Below are 15604 nucleotides of genomic sequence, written 5' to 3'. Positions count from 1 at the left end.
GATGCCTCACTAGGACGGATTACGGGTCTGCGGACGACCCAGACGCCGCTCGAGGTAGCGACTGAGCCAACTGAGCAGCGAGCAGATGACGAAATAGACCAGCAGCACCGTGCCGTAGACCGTGAAGGCGGGACTGGCACCGGTCATCATGGTGGTACGCTCGATCAGGGTCTGGCCGGTCTTGAGGAACTCGCCCACCCCGACCAGGGCGCCGAGGGAGGTGGCCTGAACCAGCAGGGTGAGCAGCCCCGTGTAGGCCGGGAGAATGGCCTTGAGCGACTGCGGACCCAGGATGTGCAGGTAGATGCGCCAGCGTGGCAGACCTAGCGCCCAGGCACTCTTCCACTGGTGCCGGGGCACGGCCAGCAAGCCACCACGGACGATTTCGATGCCGTTGGCACTGCCCCAGAGCGTCAGGCCGGTGGTGACCGCGGCGAAGGGCGACAGATCCAGCCCGAGAAGGGGTGCGCCGAAGAAGATGAAGAAGACGTTGACGATCAAGGGGATCGAGCGGAATAGCTCCACATAGCTATGGATCAGCCAGCCCAGCCAGCGCTGCGGCAGCGTGGCCAGCACCCCGAACACCACCGAAACCAGGGTGGTGAAGAGCAGCACGACCAGCGCCAGCTGCAAGGTCATCAGCAGGCCCTTGACCACGAAATTCCAGTTTTCCAGAAAGAAGCTCATGGGTGCCTCATTGCCGGAACGGCCGTTGCAGGTGGGCGGACAGCCGTTGCGTTGCCAACGCGAGCACCGCCACCAGGCCCAGGTAAAGCACACAGATGGCGCTGAACATCTCCAGGGCGCGGAAATCCGTGGCAATGCGATCCACCGCGACAAAGGTCAGCTCGGCCAAGCCGATGGCCTGCAGGTAGGAGGAGTTCTTCAGCAGCGAGATGGCGGTATTGAGCACCGCTGGCAAGGCCGTGCGCACCGCGATGGGCAAGGCGATCAGGCAGAAGTACTGCCAGGGCTTGAGATTGAGGGCCAGACTGGCCTCGCGCATGCCCCGCTCCACCGTGGCCAGGCCACCACGCAGATTCTCGATCTGATAGGCACCGGCCCAGAGCGACAGGCAGAGCACCCCCGACCAGAACAGCGATAAGCCCAGACCTATCGCCGGCAGGCCGTAGAAGATGAAGAAGAGCTGCACCAGGATCGGCGTATTGCGGATCACCTCGACATAGAGGGTAACCAACTGTGCCAGCAGCGGGACGCGAAAGAGCCGCACCGCGCCGCCGACGACGCCTATCACCAGAGACAATCCGATCGCCAGCAGCGAAACCTTGAGCGTCATCACCAGGCCGTCGAGCAACGCCGGCCACTGGGCCACGAGATAGTCGAGGTCGAAGTCCATGACCGCGCTCCTAGTGGCGTTCTGCGGGACGCGGCTCTTCGAATACGCTCAGGTAGTAGCTGCGAATGTTTTCCGGCACCAGTCGCTCCACCCAGGGACGAAACAGGTGTTCCTCGTGCATCCGCGCCACCGCGGCGCTGAGATAGTCACGCCACTGCGCCTCGTTCTTGCGCACGCCAATGGCGGCATCGGAGATCTGGAAAGGCTCCCCCACCAGCCGAACGCTATCGTCATGGGCGGTCACCACTACCAGGGTCGCGGCATCATGGGTGTAGGCGTCGACCCGGCCCTGGCGAAACGTCTGCAGCGCATCGGCGGCGCTGTTCATACGCAAGGTCTTGACCTCAGGCTCATGGTCCTCGAACCACTTGGCCTGTACCGAGCCTTTGAGCGTAGCCAGCGTCTTGCCCCGGAGGGCGGCGATGGAATCGATGCCGCTGTCCTTGCGCACCAGCACATCGCTGGCACCCCAACGGTAGGGGGTGGTGAAGTCGATTACACGTTGCCGCTCCGGGGTCACCCCGAGGGTGGCGATCAGCATGTCCACCTTGCGGCCGAGCAACTGAGGCACCCGATTTTCGGCGGTAACACAGGTAAAGCTCACCTTGTCCCGCGAACCCAGCGCCCACTCGGCGATCTGCCGGGACATCTCCACCTCCACACCGGCGAAGTCGCCGTTGCTGTCCTGGTAGCCATAGGGTGGCTGGTCGCAGCGTACCCCGGCGCGCAGCAGGCCAGCCTCGGTGAGGGTGGTGGGTACGGGTGGCAGGGAAGCAGCCTGAGCGAAGCCGACAAGGCCGAGCGCCAGAACGGCTAGGGAAAACGCGCGATACGACATGTTGCCTCCTAGAAGAAAGGTGACTACCGCCGGCAGCGGCCGGAGACAGGACTCTGAGGGCAGATCGGAAGATGCAGCGGGGTCGTCGGTGCTGGCGTTCATCGCGCCTTGGCTCTTTTGTAAGACTTATGGCGTCATGCTGGCAAATGCCAATACGCTAGGCAGGCATACGGATTTGATATGGGGTGAGTGGATGAACATGAAACAGGTGGAGGCTTTTCGCGCGACGATGCTGTCTGGCTCCATGACCGCAGCCGCCGAGGCCCTGCACACCTCGCAACCCAATATCAGCCGGCTGATTGCCCAACTGGAACGCAGCTGCGGTTTCCGCTTGTTCGAGCGTATTGCCGGCCGCCTGCTGCCCACCGAAGAAGGCACGGCCCTGTTTCGCGACGTGGAGCGCGCCTTCGTGGGTCTGGACAGCCTGCAAGCATCGGCGCGCGCCATCGCCCAAGGCGGTATCGGGCGTCTCCGCCTCGCCGCGGTACCCTCGCTGTCCCTTACCCTGCTGCCCCGGGTGGTGCAACGCTTTCGCGAGCGCTATCCGCAGGTGGCCATCACCATCCACACCAGCGATTCGCCTACGGTGGCGCACTGGGCGGCCTCGCAATTCTGCGATCTGGGGCTGGCCTCCTATGTGGGTGAGCAACTGCCGGGCGTGGCGGCGGAGTTGCTCAGCGACGTGCCCGGGGTCTGCGTCTTCCCGCGCGGACATCGTCTGAGCCAACTCACCGCGGTGACACCGGCCGACCTAGCCGGCGAGGAATTCATCTCCCTGGTGCCGGGCGATAGCACCCGCACGCGCATCGATCGCCATTTCCAGGAGCCGGCGGAGCGACGGCGACTGAATCTGGAGACGCCCTACGCCGCCACCATCTGCGCCATGGTCGGCCTCGGCCTGGGCGTCAGCATCGTCAGCCCGCTGGTGGCACAGGACTACCTCCATGCCGGTCTTGACTGGCGCCCCTTCCAGCCGGCGATCCGCTTCACCAGCTACCTGCTGCTGGCCGACCACCGCCCGGCGGGCACCCTGGCCATGGCCTTCGCCGCGGAAACGCGAGCCACTCTTCACGAGGCGGTACGCCAGTGGCAGTGACCGGAACTCCCGGCCCCGCTCCCGCCTCGAATCCATACCTACCCCTGCCGCTGCGCAGGGCTCGTTAGCGTGATAACCGAGGTGTGTCGATGAATGTCAAAGAGCTGAATCAGCAGGTCAAGGCCGGCGCGGTCAAGGAAGTCAACCTGGTGTCCATGGAAGGCGGCTCCTACGTCATCCATGCGCTGGTGGAAGGTACCTCGGTACCGGTCGCCGATGACAAGGGCGCTACCCTGCACGTGGCCTCGGTGGAAGAGGCGCGGCGCATCCTCGACGACGTTAAGGATGTCCGCCTGTTCATCGCCCAGCCGGCGGTCTATGAAGAGATGGTCGGCCAGCCGGTGAGCCAGACCGATTCGCGCGAAGAGATCCCGCTGCGCTCGAAGATCGAAAATCGCTGAGCCGCCCGTCTCAACCGTCGCCGGCGTCCAATGGCCACAGCTCTCCACCCTGACCCCGGGTGTCTTTGACCGACGGCGTCCTCTCGCACTCAGCCCTGGCACGGCGCCTGGCCAGGCAAATTTGTTATATTATAACAAATCCACTATCGCCTGAGGATAACGTCATGTCCGTTGCCACGCCTGGCTACGCACCCGCTCGCTCCAACGAAGAAATCGCCTGTCTTGCCGGCGCCAAGGCCGCCTTGCACACCTGGGCCGCGACCGTCGCCACCCGCGATGTGGAAGCCATTCTCGCGCTCTACGCCCCGGACGCCATCCTGGTGCCGACCCTATCCAACGAAGTCCGGGATTGCCAGGACAGCCGGCGCGAATACTTCCGCAACTTCCTCGCCAACGAAGGGCTGGTCTGCGATATCCAGATCTTCAAGAAGCGCGTGAGTCACAAGCTGAGCACCGTGGTGGTCGGCGGCCTCTATGTGTTTCATTACCGTGAAGGCGATAGCGCCGTGAGCGTCCCTGCACGCTTTCTTTTCACCTTCGAGCAGATCGACGGCCGCTGGCTTATCACCGGCCACCACTCCTCCCGAGAGGCCTGAGCTAGAGCGGTTGCATTTTGTAAAACTGCAATCCTTGCCGAATGTGCGCGAGTTCGAAATCCTGTCCTGGTGACCCGGGCCCCTCTGACGGTGCAAGCCGCCATGTCGAGTCATAGTCTTGAAACTTGACTAAGGAGGGGCTCATGAACGCCCTGCATACATTCTTCTTCGCCGACTTCCTCGGCACCGCCACCTGGATGTGGCTCACCTTCTTCGCCGTCGTCATCGCCCTGCTGGCCTTCGACCTGGGTGTGCTCCACAAGGAGAACAAGCCCATCGAGGTCAAGGAGAGCCTGCTGCTCTCCGCCGGTTACATCACGGCAGGCCTGCTGTTCGCCCTCTTCGTCTGGCAGCTCAAGGGCGCCGATGCCAGTCTCGACTACGTCACCGGCTTTCTCATCGAGAAATCGCTGTCCATGGACAACGTCTTCCTGATGGCGGTGATCTTCGGCTTCTTCGCCATCCCCCGTGAATATCAGCACCGGGTGCTGTTCTGGGGCATCCTCGGGGTAATCGTGCTGCGCGCCATCATGATCGGCCTGGGCGCGGCGCTGATCCACCAGTTCGACTGGATCCTCTATCTCTTCGGCGCCTTCCTGGTGATCACCGGGGTCAAGATGCTGTTCGCCAAGGTGGACGAGGAGCCCAACCTCGACGACAACGTCTTCATCAAGTTCCTGCGCAAGAAACTGCGGGTGACCGATGAGCTGCATGGCGAGCACTTCTTCGTGCGCCAGCCCGACGCCAGCGGCAAGGCGGTGCTCTGGGCTACTCCGATGTTCCTCGCGCTGATCGTGATCGAGTGCGCCGACCTGGTGTTCGCGGTGGACAGCGTACCGGCCATCTTCGCCATCACCCAGGACCCCTTCATCGTCTACACCTCTAACGTCTTCGCCATCCTCGGCCTGCGTGCCCTGTACTTCGCCCTGGCGGCGATGATCCATCGCTTCGCCTACCTCAAGTACGCCCTGGCGCTGGTGCTGGTGTTCATCGGCTGCAAGATCTTCCTGGTGGGCATCATCGGCAAGATCCCGCCGGCGATCTCCCTGAGCGTCACCCTGGGCCTGCTGGCCGGCGGTGTGCTGGTCTCGCTGTACAAGACCCGCGGCGAGGCCAAGCAGGCTTCCGCCCATCGCGATGCACGCGAATCGCTTAACAAACCTTCGTGAGCAAGGAGAAGACGACCATGACACTCAAAGCCTCCCTCGCCCTGGCCAGCATCCTGGTGCTGCTCGGCCTCGGCGGCTGCGACAGCGCCGAGAAGGCGGCCGACAGCTTCGCCACCAAGGTGGAGCAGGCCGCCCGCGAACAGGCCCGGGAAACCCTGGGCGGTACCCTCGACGAACTCAACAAGAAGGTCGACGAGGCCCAGAACCAGACGCGCGCCTGGCTGGATCAGCATCGGCCCAAGCAACAGGAAGAGGCGCAGCAACCCAGAGCCGCCCGGTCGGGGGAAGGGGTGGAGACCTGAGGACTTGCTCGCAATTATCGCGGCCATGGGCCGCTCCTACAGAAGGTGATGCTTTTGTAGGAGCGGCCCATGGCCGCGATAGCCCGTCGACAGAGACGTAGCCACTACAGTACCGCCACGATCTCCTGGCGGTGCACCTTGCCCGCCACCGTCACTTCCACCTCATCGCCCTCCTCCCGGCCAAGCAGCGCCTGCCCCAGGGGCGCGCGTGGCGAGATCACCAGCACCTCATCGGTATCCAGCCTGATCTTGAGTCCTGCCGCATCCGGGCCTAGGAACAGCCAGCGGCTGCCGGTCGGCGTGGCCAGTTCGATCAAGGCGCCAACGCGAATGCCATCGGTCATGGCGGTTGGCGTCAGCGCCCGGTAGGCGGCCAGGGACATTTCAATTTCATGCAGCCGCCGCCGCTGGCCATCGGCGAGATAGGCCGCCTCCAGCCCGCGGGTATCGTACTTGTTCTCGGCCTTGCTCTCGCTGTGGGTAGCCGCCTCGTGGCTGGCCGCCAATTGCTGGCTTATGACGTCGCGGTCGGCTTCCAGCGCCTGGAGAATGAGGGTGAGCAGTCGTGCTTTGTCCATGAAACCGTCGCCGGGGCAAAGGGTGCGAGCCTAAGGCTTATAGCCACGTCCCGCCACCATCCTCATACGCCCGTCCGCCCGCCAGAACCCGCACGCGGGCCGCCGGTCAGTACAAGGCAGGATGTAACAGGACATAACAGATGCGCACCCGTACCGGTCTCACCCTCCTGGCCCGCGGCGGCTATGCCGCCCGCGGCCTCGTCTATCTGATCATCGGTGTGCTGGCACTGCTGGCCGCACGCGGCTCCGGTCAGCCGGCGGACAGCCATGACAGCCTGGAGACTCTGCTCGCCCAGCCCTTCGGGCATTTCCTGGTCGCTGTGGTAGTGGTCGGTCTGGTCGCCTTCGCGGCCTGGCGCATCCTCCAGGCCATACGCGATGTCGATAACCACGGCAGCAAGCCCAAAGGCCTGGTCATCCGCGCCGGCCTGCTGGTGGGGGGCCTCACCTATGGCGCCCTGGCCTTCTTCGCCCTGGGTCTGCTGGTCAGCGGTCTGCGCCAGGGCGGCGGCTCGGGCGGAGAAACCAACGATCTGCTGCAGACAATCCTCGGCTGGCGCTATTCCAACCTGCTGGTGTACGTCGCCGCGCTGATTCCCCTGGGGGTGGGCATCGCTCACTTCGTGAAGGGCTGGAAGGCCAGCTTCGAGCGCTACCTGGAAGCCAGTCCGGAGCAACTGCGGCTGATCCGTCCCATCGGCCGCTTCGGCCTGATCGCCCGCGGCGTGGCCTTCGTCGAGATCGCCGTCCTGCTGGTGGTCAGCGGCTCGCGCTATCAGGCGCTGCATCCGCCGGGCATGAAGGATGCCCTGAACGGCCTGCAGGACCTCCCCTTCGGCGGCCTGATCCTGTCGATCGTGGGCCTCGGACTGATCGCCTTCGCCTGCTACAGCTTCGCGGAAGGCTATTGGCGGCGCATCGACATGGATCTGCCGGACGTGGGCGGGTCGCTACGCCAGGTGCTGCCACGCTAGACCAGGGCCAGCCGCTCGCGCATGGCGCGCCAGTGGCTGCCTTCCCAGAACAGTTTGTCGCATAGCGGACAGTTCAGGAAACGCAGGTGGCGCTCCCGCACCCGCGGCGGGAGTCGCTCGGCGACCTCCTCCAGGGTCACGGCCTGCAAGGGCGAATTGCAGGCCAGGCAGCGCGAGAAGGGCGCGGCCCAGGTACGCAGAGCCAGGCGCTCGTAGAGTTCATGCAACTGTGCCTCGGGACGCAAGGCATGCACGTAGCAGCCATAGACCACCTGCCGGCGCTTGAGCAGCTCGCGATCCCGAGTGAGCAGGATGCGCTCTTCGCGCCGGGCGAGATCGGCCAGGGCGGGATCGGCGTAGGCGTTGTCGTAGAGGGTATCGAAGCCAGCCATGCGCAACCGCCGCGCCAGGGCACCCAGGTGGGCATCGGCGACGAAGCGCGGCCGCCCTGGCGGCTGGTTGCGGATCGGGCCGGACGCCGGGGCAGGATGGACAACGACCTCGTCGCCCTCGCCCAGCCGGCGTGTCAACTCGGCAGGTTCGCCGTTGACCAGCAGCAGTCCGACCTCGGTATGGGGAACGCCGAGGGCCTCGATCTGATGCTTGGCGCTCACCACCGCGGCGCACTCGACCCAGGTCGCCCGTCCCCGATGGGCCGGGGCCAGGAAACGTTCGAGTGTGCCATGGAAGCGGAAACGGGCCTGGGTCATGCCCTCACTATGCCAGCGCTCGACCCGGCCCGGCGTGGCGTCCGATGGATGACCCGCGTCAGGCCTCCACCAGGCTCCACTGCTTGTTCAGCCGCTTATCCGACACCGGCAGCCGCGTCCCCAGCTGCTGGGCCCATAGCGATACCCGGTACTCTTCCAGCATCCAGCGATAGAGTTCCAGGTTGGCGTCGCGCTTGCCCTCCTGGCCATGCTTGGCGGCGCGGGCGCGATACTGTTCCCACAGCCCGGCCAGTTCGCCGCTCCAGACGCGATCGCGCTGCACCTGGCCGCCGAGCTTGTCGAAACGCTGCTCGATGGCCTTGAGGTAGCGCGGATATTCCTTGAGCCATTCCAGCGGGGTATCGCGGACGAAGCCGGGATAGACCAGATTGCCCAGCTGCGCCTTGATGTCGTTCAGGGCGACGGCCTGGGCCAGGTCGATGCGACCCTTGAACTTCTTCTGCAGGCCGTGCCAGAGCTTGAGGATGTCCAGGGTCAGGCGCGCGATGCGTTCGGCCTGTTCGGTCCAACCGGCCTTGCGCCGTTCGGCCAGGGAGGCCAGGCCGGCGCCGTCCCGCGGCAGCTCGGCTTCATCGGCGAGGATGGCGGCGTCCAGGCTGGCCAGCAGGATGTCTTCCACCAGCGCCTCCGGCCGACCCAGTTCGCGGTGCAGCAAGCCCAGCTCGGTGAGCCCGGGCAGCTTGCCGCGCAGGAATTTGGCTTGCTCCGCCAGTTGCTGCAAGAGCAGCCGCTGCAGCGCACGACGATGTTGGTACGCGGCTTCGGCTCCCGTGGAAAAACGGCTTTCGCGGACCGTGCCCTGCTCGTCGACCAGCGCCGGATAGACCGTCATCGATAGCCCGGCCACCTGCTGCTGGGTCTTGGCCGCCACCTCGGCGAAGGCCTTGGCCTCCACCGGGCGCTGCTCCTGGCGTTTCTGCGTCGGCAGGGCCAGGGCCGCCTGGCTTTGCTGGGCGAAGCGCGCTGTCACCTCGGCCAGGTCGCGGCCTTCGCCCAAGGGCTTGCCCTGGGCATCGACCACTTCCAGGTTCATGCGCAGATGGGGGTCGAGTCCGGCCTCGGCTTCCGGCCAGGCCTCGTCCGGAATGCGTGCCCCGGTCATGCGTTGCAACTCGCGTCCAAGCGCCTCGTGCAGCGAGCCTTCGCCGAAGGAAATCTTGTCCAGGGCGGCGCGGACGAAATCCGGCACCGGCACGAAGTTCTTGCGCAGCGCCTTGGGCAGGTTGCGTACCAGGGCCACGCAGCGGTCGTAGAGCAAACCCGGCACCAGCCAGTCGAGGCGCTGCGGCGGCAACTGCGGCAACAGCGGCGCCGGTACCCGCAGAGTGACGCCATCACGCGGATGGGTCGGGTCGAATTCGTAGGACAGCGGCAGGGTCAGCTCGCCCAGACGCAGGGTGTCCGGGTATTGGGCGGCGGTGACCTCGCTGGCTTCGCGGGCGAGAACGTCTTCCTCGCGCATGATCAGCAGGTCGGGCTGCTTGGCGCTCTCGCGGCGATACCAGCTGTCGAAGGTAGCGGTCTGGTACACGTCCGCCGGCAGGCGCGCGGCGTAGTAGTCGAACAGCGTCTCCTCGTCGGCGAGGATGTCGCGGCGCCGCGCCTTGGCTTCCAATTCGTCCAGGCGCTCCAGCAGTGCCCGGTTGGCCGCCAGGCACTTGGCGCGACTGTTGATCTCGCCACGGACCAGCCCCTCGCGGATGAACAACTCGCGGGCAGCGGGCGGATCTATGGGACCGAAATGCACCGGACGGCGCCCGACCACGATCAGGCCATAGAGGGTGACCTGTTCAAAGGCCACCACCTGGCCGCGCTTCTTCTCCCAATGGGGTTCCAGATGGGTCTTCTTGACCAGGTGCCCGGCCACCGGCTCGATCCAGTCGGGCTCGATCTTGGCCACCATGCGGGCGAACAGCTTGGTGGTCTCGACCAATTCGGCGGCCATGATCCAATTGGGCTTCTTGCGGCCGATGACACTGCTGGGATGGATCCAGAAACGGCGCTGGCGGGCCCCAAGGTAATCGCCGTCTTCGCTCTTCTGGCCGATCTGGCTCAGCAGACCGGCGAGGATGGCCTTGTGCAGCGCCGCATAGCCCCGGGCGCGTACCGCCGCCTCGCTGGCCTCGGCCTGCTGCTGGGCCTTGGCATTGACGTGCTTGTCGGTGGTGGGGGCGGGTCTGGTGCGGGCTTCTGCCGGTGCTGGCGCCGGAATGTCGGTCTTGCGCGCCTTGAGCCCCAGCTCGCGGCAGAGCAGATTGAGCTGGCGATGGGCATCACGCCATTCGCGCAGCCGCAGGTAGTTAAGAAAATTCTTGCGGCACCAGCTGCGCAGGGCATTGGAACCCAGCGCCTGGCGCTGCTCTTCGAAGCCCTGCCAGAGATTGACCAGGGCGGCGAAGTCGGAATCCGGGTCCTTCCACTGGGCGTGGGCCTGATCGGCCTGAGTCTGGCGATCCGCCGGACGCTCCCGTGGGTCCTGCACCGACAGGGCGCTGGTGACGATCAACACCTCATCGAGACTGCCCTGCTCCGCCGCTTCCAGCAGCATGCGGCCCAGTCGCGGGTCGATGGGCAGCCGCGCCAGTTGCCGACCGAGCGGCAGCAGGCGGCCCTCGACGTCCACCGCCGAGAGTTCCTGCAGGAGGGTGAAGCCGTCCTTGATCGCCTTGCCATCCGGCGGCTCGATGAAGGGGAAATCCTCGATGCGGCCCAGACGCAGATGCAGCATCTGCAGGATCACCGCGGCCAGGTTGGTACGCAGGATCTCCGGATCGGTGAAGGTCGGCCGACCGAGGAAGTCCTCCTCGCTGTAGAGGCGAATGCAGATACCCGGCTCCACCCGCCCGCAACGGCCCTTGCGCTGGTTGGCGCTGGCCTGGGAGATGGCCTCGATGGGCAGCCGCTGGACCTTGGCTCTATAGCTGTAGCGACTGATGCGCGCCGTGCCACTGTCGATCACGTAGCGGATACCCGGCACCGTGAGCGAGGTCTCGGCGACGTTGGTGGCCAGCACGATCTTGCGACCGGGACGCGGTTGGAAGATCTTCTGCTGCTCGGCTGGCGTCAGTCGTGCATAGAGCGGCAGCACCTCGGTGAATTTGAGCTGGGCCTTGCGTAATACCTCGGCGCAGTCGCGGATCTCGCGTTCGCCAGGCAGGAAGACCAGCACATCGCCCGGGCGCTGGCCGACGCTACGCTCATGGGCTTCGATCTCGTCCAGCGCCTGGAGGATGCCCTGGTCCACCGAGAGGTCGTCCACCAGTCGCTCGCCGTCTTCGTCCACCTCCGAGCTGAGCGGCCGGTACCAGGTTTCCACCGGATAGGTCCGCCCGGATACCTCGACGATGGGTGCGCCGTCGAAATGCTGCGAGAAGCGCTCCAGGTCGATGGTGGCCGAGGTGATGATCAGCTTGAGATCGGGGCGGCGCGGCAGCAGGGTCTTGAGAAAGCCCAGCAGGAAGTCGATGTTGAGGCTGCGTTCGTGAGCCTCGTCGACGATGAGAGTGTCGTAGCGTTCGAGGAAGCGGTCGTGCTGGGTCTCGGCCAGCAGGATGCCGTCGGTCATCAGCTTGATCAGGCTGGCGTCGGTACTCTGGTCCTCGAAGCGCACCTGATAGCCCACCAATTCACCCAGGGGCGAGCCGAGTTCCTCCGCCACCCGGGCCGCCACGCTGCGCGCCGCCAGTCGCCGCGGCTGAGTGTGGCCGATCAGCCCGTGCACTCCCCTGCCCAATTCCAGACAGATCTTGGGCAACTGGGTGGTCTTGCCCGAGCCGGTTTCACCGGCGATCACCACCACCTGATGGCCTTCGATGGCGCGCTTGATCTCCTCGCGCTTGGCGGCGATGGGCAGGGCGTCGTCGTAGCGGATGGTCGGCACGCTGGCACGCCGCGCCGCGACCTTGGCGCAGGACGCCTGGAAACGCTCCAGCCACTGGGCCTCGCGGGCCGGGTCGGGTTGCTTCTGCAAGGCTTGAAACTGGCGTTTCAGGCGCTGGCGGTCGGCATTGAAGGCCTGATCCAGATTGGCGGCGAGACGGGCAACGGAGGGGGTATCGGTCATGAAACTCTTTCGACGGCGGTCGCTTGGACCGGTAAGTGTAAAAGAGTTGGGGGGTGCGGCGGGGCTTTACAAGAAGATGGCTCGGAAAAGAGCCGGTGAAACGGACGCTGCGCGACGAGCGTCGCGCAGCGTGAGGCAGGGATCAGCGCTTGGCCTGGGCAGTGGCCATGTTCAACTTAGCCGGCGGCGTGCGCAGGGCCATGTCGAGGGACTGCAGGGCCTTCCAGGCATCCTGTTGCAGATCGGCCGGATCGGCATGATCGAACTTGACGTTCTCGGCGGCAGGGGGCAACGGCGGACGGCTACCGTAGATCAGCGTATAGAACACCGAGGCGGTCAGGTAGGTACCGGTGAAGGACGGATGGCTGCCGTCGGACAAAAACAGGCCGGGTTGCGGCTGGTCCGCCAGGGCCTTCTGCCAGGCCTGTCCTACCGGAGCCAGCAGCGCGCCGGTCTCCTTGGCCAGGGGGGTATAGACGCTGTCCAGCTGGGCCTGCATGGCCGGATTGTTCTGCCGGGCCCAGGTCAGGTACAGGATCGGCTGGGCACCGTCCTTCCGGGCGAGGTCGGCGATCAGGCGCACGTACTGACGGGTGAGGTCCGGGTTCTTCACCGGCATCATGCTGTGATCCTGGATCACCACATAGTCGTAGTTCGCCTTGGCCAGTTCGTCCTGGACGTCATGGCGCTTCCAGTGCTCTTCGAGACTGGCGCCGTTGAAGGTGATGTGCTTGACGTCCAATGGTCGCGGCTGCCCGGCATCGACGGACATTTGACGGACCATGGCCGGCAGATCGTTGACGAAGGTATAGCTGTTACCCACGAACAGGACGCGGATGGGCTCGCCGGCCTGTGCCTGACCGAGTACGGTGGAGCCGAGCAGCAGGAGGCCCAGTACGGCCTGGCGGACGCGAATTCGCATGGTGAGTCCTCAAGGAAAGAGGTCGGATGGATGACGGCAAACTGCCGCCTGCGGTTTATACCCGAAGCTCTTGCGAAAACCATGCTCGCGGCGTCGGCGCAACGCTACCAGTCGACGAGAGGTAGCGCTGCGGCGGCTTGAGGGTAACGCGGTTACGCCTTCTTGAGCTCGGCGTCACGCAATTCGCGGCGCAGGATCTTGCCGACGTTGGTGGTCGGCAGGCTGTCGCGGAACTCCACCAGCTTGGGCCGCTTGTAGCCGGTGACGTGATCGTGCATGTGCTTGAGCACCTGCTCGGTGGTCAGGGAGGCACCGGGCTTGGGCACCACGAACACCTTGATCTTCTCTCCCGCCACCTCGTCGGGGATGCCGATGGCGGCGCATTGCAGCACGCCGGGCAGTTGCGAAAGCACCTCTTCCAGCTCGTTGGGATAGACGTTGAAGCCGGACACCAGAATCATGTCCTTCTTGCGATCGACGATGCGCAGGTAGCCGTCCGGCTCGATCACCGCGATGTCACCGGTACGCAACCAGCCCTCGGCATCCAGCACCTCGGCGGTGGCCTCGGGGCGCTGCCAATAGCCCTTCATCACCTGGGGCCCCTTGACGCATAGCTCGCCCGGGGTATCGAAGCCCAGGGCCACGCCATCGGCGTCCACCACCTTGCAGTCGGTACCCGGCACCGGTACGCCGATGGTGCCCAGGCGCAGGCGCTCCAGGGGGTTGAAGCTCACCACCGGACTGGTCTCGGTCATGCCGTAGCCTTCGCAGATGCCACAGCCGGTGACCTCCTGCCAACGTTGCGCCACGGTCTGCTGCAGCGGCATGCCACCGGAAAAGGTGACCTTGAGTCCGGAGAAGTCCAGCTGGCGGAAGTCTTCGTTATTGCACAGCGCGGCGAACAGGGTATTGAGGCCGACGAAGCCGTTTAAGCGCCACTGTTTGAGTTCCTTGACCATGGCCGGCAGGTCGCGCGGGTTGGTGATCAGGACGTTATGGTGCCCCTGGGTCAGCATCGCCATGCAGTGAATGGTGAAGGCGTAGATGTGGTAAAGCGGCAGGGGGGCGATCATCACCTGGGCAGCGCCGCCCAGGTACTTGGTCATCAGCACCTGGCACTGCAGCATGTTGGCCACCAGGTTGCCGTGAGTCAGCATGGCGCCCTTGGCGATGCCGGTGGTGCCACCGGTGTACTGCAGCACCGCCACGTCGTCACTGGCCGGATCGGCTTCGGTGAAGTCGACGTGCTCGCCCTTGGTCATGGCATCGACGAAGCGAATGGCATGGGGGATGCGGTACGGCGGCACCATCTTCTTGACGTGGCGCACCACGGCGTTGACCAGCAGCCGCTTGAAGGTCGGCAGCAGGTCCCCGACCTCGGTGACGATGACGTGGCGGATGTCGGTCTGCGGCAGCACCTGTTCGGCCAGGTGGGCCATGTTGGCCAGGCAGACCAGGGCGCGCGCGCCGGAATCCTTGAACTGGTGCTGCATCTCGCGGGCGGTGTACAGCGGATTGGTATTGACCACCACCAGCCCGGCCCGCATGGCGCCGAACACCACCACCGGATACTGCAGCACATTGGGCATCTGCACGGCGATGCGGTCACCCGGCTGCAGATCGGTATGCTTTTGCAGGTAGGCGGCGAACTGCCCGGACAGCTCATAGAGTTCGCGGTAGCTCAGGGTGCGGCCCAGGTTGCTGAAGGCCGGGCGGTCGGCGTAGTTCTGGCAGGCCTCGCGAAATACCGCCATGACGTTGCGATAACGCCCGGGATCTATGTCTGTCTGGATGCCCTCGGGATATTTGTCACTCCAGAAATTCGGCATCATGCAGCCCGCTCCTGCTCTTTGGTTATTGTTCGTGGGAGAGTGCCGGGTCAGCGCTGATCCGGCCCTGCGAGCCTAGCAGTTTTGCCCAGGCCGCAACAGCATCAATATCCGCCCTTGCCGTCATACAGTGACCGACCGGTCTATTACAGTCACGCTATCTTGGCGCTTTTCGCGGCGATGATTAGCCTCGCCGCCCGGGCATGCGTAGAATGCCCCGTTTCGCGGCGTTCGCCGCCTTGCCACTGCTGCCGGAGCGCGTCATGAGCCTGACCGAAAACATTCCTTATGAAGCCCTCGAGATCGGTCAGAAGGTGACAGTCACCCGTACCATCGAACAGCGCGACGTGCTGCTGTTCGCGGCCCTCTCCGGCGATTGCAACCCACTGCACCTGGACGCCGAATTCGCCGCCAAGACGCTGTTCCGCGAGCCCATCGCCCACGGCATGCTCAGCGGTGCCCTGATCAGCGCGGCGGTGGCCTGCAACCTGCCTGGCCCGGGTACGCTCTATGTCGACCAGACCATGACCTTCGAGAAGCCGGTGAAGCTGGGCGATACCCTCACCGTGGAAATCGAGGTGCTGGAGAAGCTGCCGAAGTTCCGCGTGAACCTGGCTACCCGCGTGTTCAACCAGCACGGTGACAAGGTGGTGGATGGCGTCGCCAAGGTCGTCGCCCCGCGTAAGACCGTGCAGGTACAACAGGTCGAGCTGCCCCCCGTCACCGTCGGCTGAGACCGTCCCTCCCC

Annotated in this window: 15 protein-coding genes; 7 read left to right on the top strand and 8 right to left on the bottom strand. The window is 65.0% G+C overall.

All coding sequences use genetic code 11. From position 1 onward, the window contains the following. Positions 1 to 9 precede the first annotated feature (9 nt). Genes QZ471_RS13550 through QZ471_RS13540 form a run of 3 tightly spaced genes read right to left on the bottom strand, consistent with a single transcriptional unit; the run spans position 10 to position 2195 of the window. Positions 10 to 687 carry an amino acid ABC transporter permease gene (locus QZ471_RS13550; protein WP_295464515.1) on the bottom strand — a complete coding sequence of 226 codons (678 nt, stop codon included), beginning with the start codon at positions 685 to 687 and terminating at the stop codon, positions 10 to 12. Between the two features lie 7 nt (positions 688 to 694). Then, positions 695 to 1357 carry an amino acid ABC transporter permease gene (locus tag QZ471_RS13545; RefSeq protein ID WP_295464513.1) on the bottom strand — a complete coding sequence of 221 codons (663 nt, stop codon included), beginning with the start codon at positions 1355 to 1357 and terminating at the stop codon, positions 695 to 697. 10 nt (positions 1358 to 1367) lie between these two features. Then, a complete protein-coding gene (locus QZ471_RS13540) occupies positions 1368 to 2195 on the bottom strand; it encodes a transporter substrate-binding domain-containing protein (protein ID WP_295464510.1) in 828 nt (275 codons plus the stop codon). A 193-nt stretch (positions 2196 to 2388) separates the two neighbouring features. Between QZ471_RS13540 and QZ471_RS13535 the strand changes: the two genes are divergently transcribed. From QZ471_RS13535 to QZ471_RS13515, 5 genes are all read left to right on the top strand, one after another. Continuing rightward, complete coding sequence (locus QZ471_RS13535; RefSeq protein ID WP_295464508.1) at positions 2389 to 3291, top strand: LysR substrate-binding domain-containing protein; 903 nt, start codon at positions 2389 to 2391, stop codon at positions 3289 to 3291. An 89-nt stretch (positions 3292 to 3380) separates the two neighbouring features. Then, a complete protein-coding gene (locus tag QZ471_RS13530; protein ID WP_183630417.1) occupies positions 3381 to 3692 on the top strand; it encodes a DUF6482 family protein in 312 nt (103 codons plus the stop codon). Positions 3693 to 3856: 164 nt separating this feature from the next. Next, the gene (locus QZ471_RS13525; protein WP_295464504.1) at positions 3857 to 4288 is read left to right on the top strand and encodes a nuclear transport factor 2 family protein; all 432 of its coding nucleotides are present in this window, start codon (positions 3857 to 3859) and stop codon (positions 4286 to 4288) included. Positions 4289 to 4431: 143 nt separating this feature from the next. Then, positions 4432 to 5457 (top strand): TerC family protein, encoded by a 1026-nt coding sequence (locus QZ471_RS13520; RefSeq protein ID WP_295464502.1) that lies wholly within the window; start codon positions 4432 to 4434, stop codon positions 5455 to 5457. A 17-nt stretch (positions 5458 to 5474) separates the two neighbouring features. Then, positions 5475 to 5759, top strand: coding sequence for a hypothetical protein (locus QZ471_RS13515; RefSeq protein WP_295464500.1), 285 nt, complete (start codon positions 5475 to 5477; stop codon positions 5757 to 5759). A 104-nt stretch (positions 5760 to 5863) separates the two neighbouring features. Here QZ471_RS13515 and QZ471_RS13510 read toward each other — a convergent pair whose 3' ends face one another. Continuing rightward, on the bottom strand, positions 5864 to 6337 hold the full coding sequence (locus QZ471_RS13510; protein WP_295464498.1) for a GreA/GreB family elongation factor: 474 nt from the start codon (positions 6335 to 6337) through the stop codon (positions 5864 to 5866). A 140-nt stretch (positions 6338 to 6477) separates the two neighbouring features. On the opposite strand from QZ471_RS13510, the gene QZ471_RS13505 reads away from it, so the two are divergent. Next, a complete protein-coding gene (locus tag QZ471_RS13505) occupies positions 6478 to 7311 on the top strand; it encodes a DUF1206 domain-containing protein (RefSeq protein WP_295464496.1) in 834 nt (277 codons plus the stop codon). Here QZ471_RS13505 and QZ471_RS13500 read toward each other — a convergent pair. The 4 genes from QZ471_RS13500 to QZ471_RS13485 form a co-directional block, all read right to left on the bottom strand. Beyond that, positions 7308 to 8021, bottom strand: coding sequence for a Mut7-C RNAse domain-containing protein (locus QZ471_RS13500; RefSeq protein ID WP_295464494.1), 714 nt, complete (start codon positions 8019 to 8021; stop codon positions 7308 to 7310). The genes QZ471_RS13505 and QZ471_RS13500 overlap by 4 nt on opposite strands. 58 nt (positions 8022 to 8079) lie before the next feature. Beyond that, the gene (hrpA, locus tag QZ471_RS13495) at positions 8080 to 12105 is read right to left on the bottom strand and encodes an ATP-dependent RNA helicase HrpA (protein ID WP_295464492.1); all 4026 of its coding nucleotides are present in this window, start codon (positions 12103 to 12105) and stop codon (positions 8080 to 8082) included. Positions 12106 to 12247: 142 nt separating this feature from the next. Beyond that, complete coding sequence (locus tag QZ471_RS13490) at positions 12248 to 13027, bottom strand: SGNH/GDSL hydrolase family protein (RefSeq protein WP_295464490.1); 780 nt, start codon at positions 13025 to 13027, stop codon at positions 12248 to 12250. A 152-nt stretch (positions 13028 to 13179) separates the two neighbouring features. Beyond that, positions 13180 to 14859 (bottom strand): long-chain fatty acid--CoA ligase, encoded by a 1680-nt coding sequence (locus QZ471_RS13485; RefSeq protein WP_295464488.1) that lies wholly within the window; start codon positions 14857 to 14859, stop codon positions 13180 to 13182. A gap of 260 nt (positions 14860 to 15119) precedes the next feature. On the opposite strand from QZ471_RS13485, the gene QZ471_RS13480 reads away from it, so the two are divergent. Continuing rightward, a complete protein-coding gene (locus QZ471_RS13480; protein WP_059228007.1) occupies positions 15120 to 15590 on the top strand; it encodes a MaoC family dehydratase in 471 nt (156 codons plus the stop codon). Positions 15591 to 15604 lie beyond the last annotated feature (14 nt).

The organism is uncultured Pseudomonas sp., from assembly GCF_913774235.1.
Taxonomy (GTDB): domain Bacteria; phylum Pseudomonadota; class Gammaproteobacteria; order Pseudomonadales; family Pseudomonadaceae; genus Chryseomonas.
The sequence above is the reverse complement of the archived record's forward strand: the minus strand, read 5'-3'. Positions and strand labels throughout refer to the sequence as shown.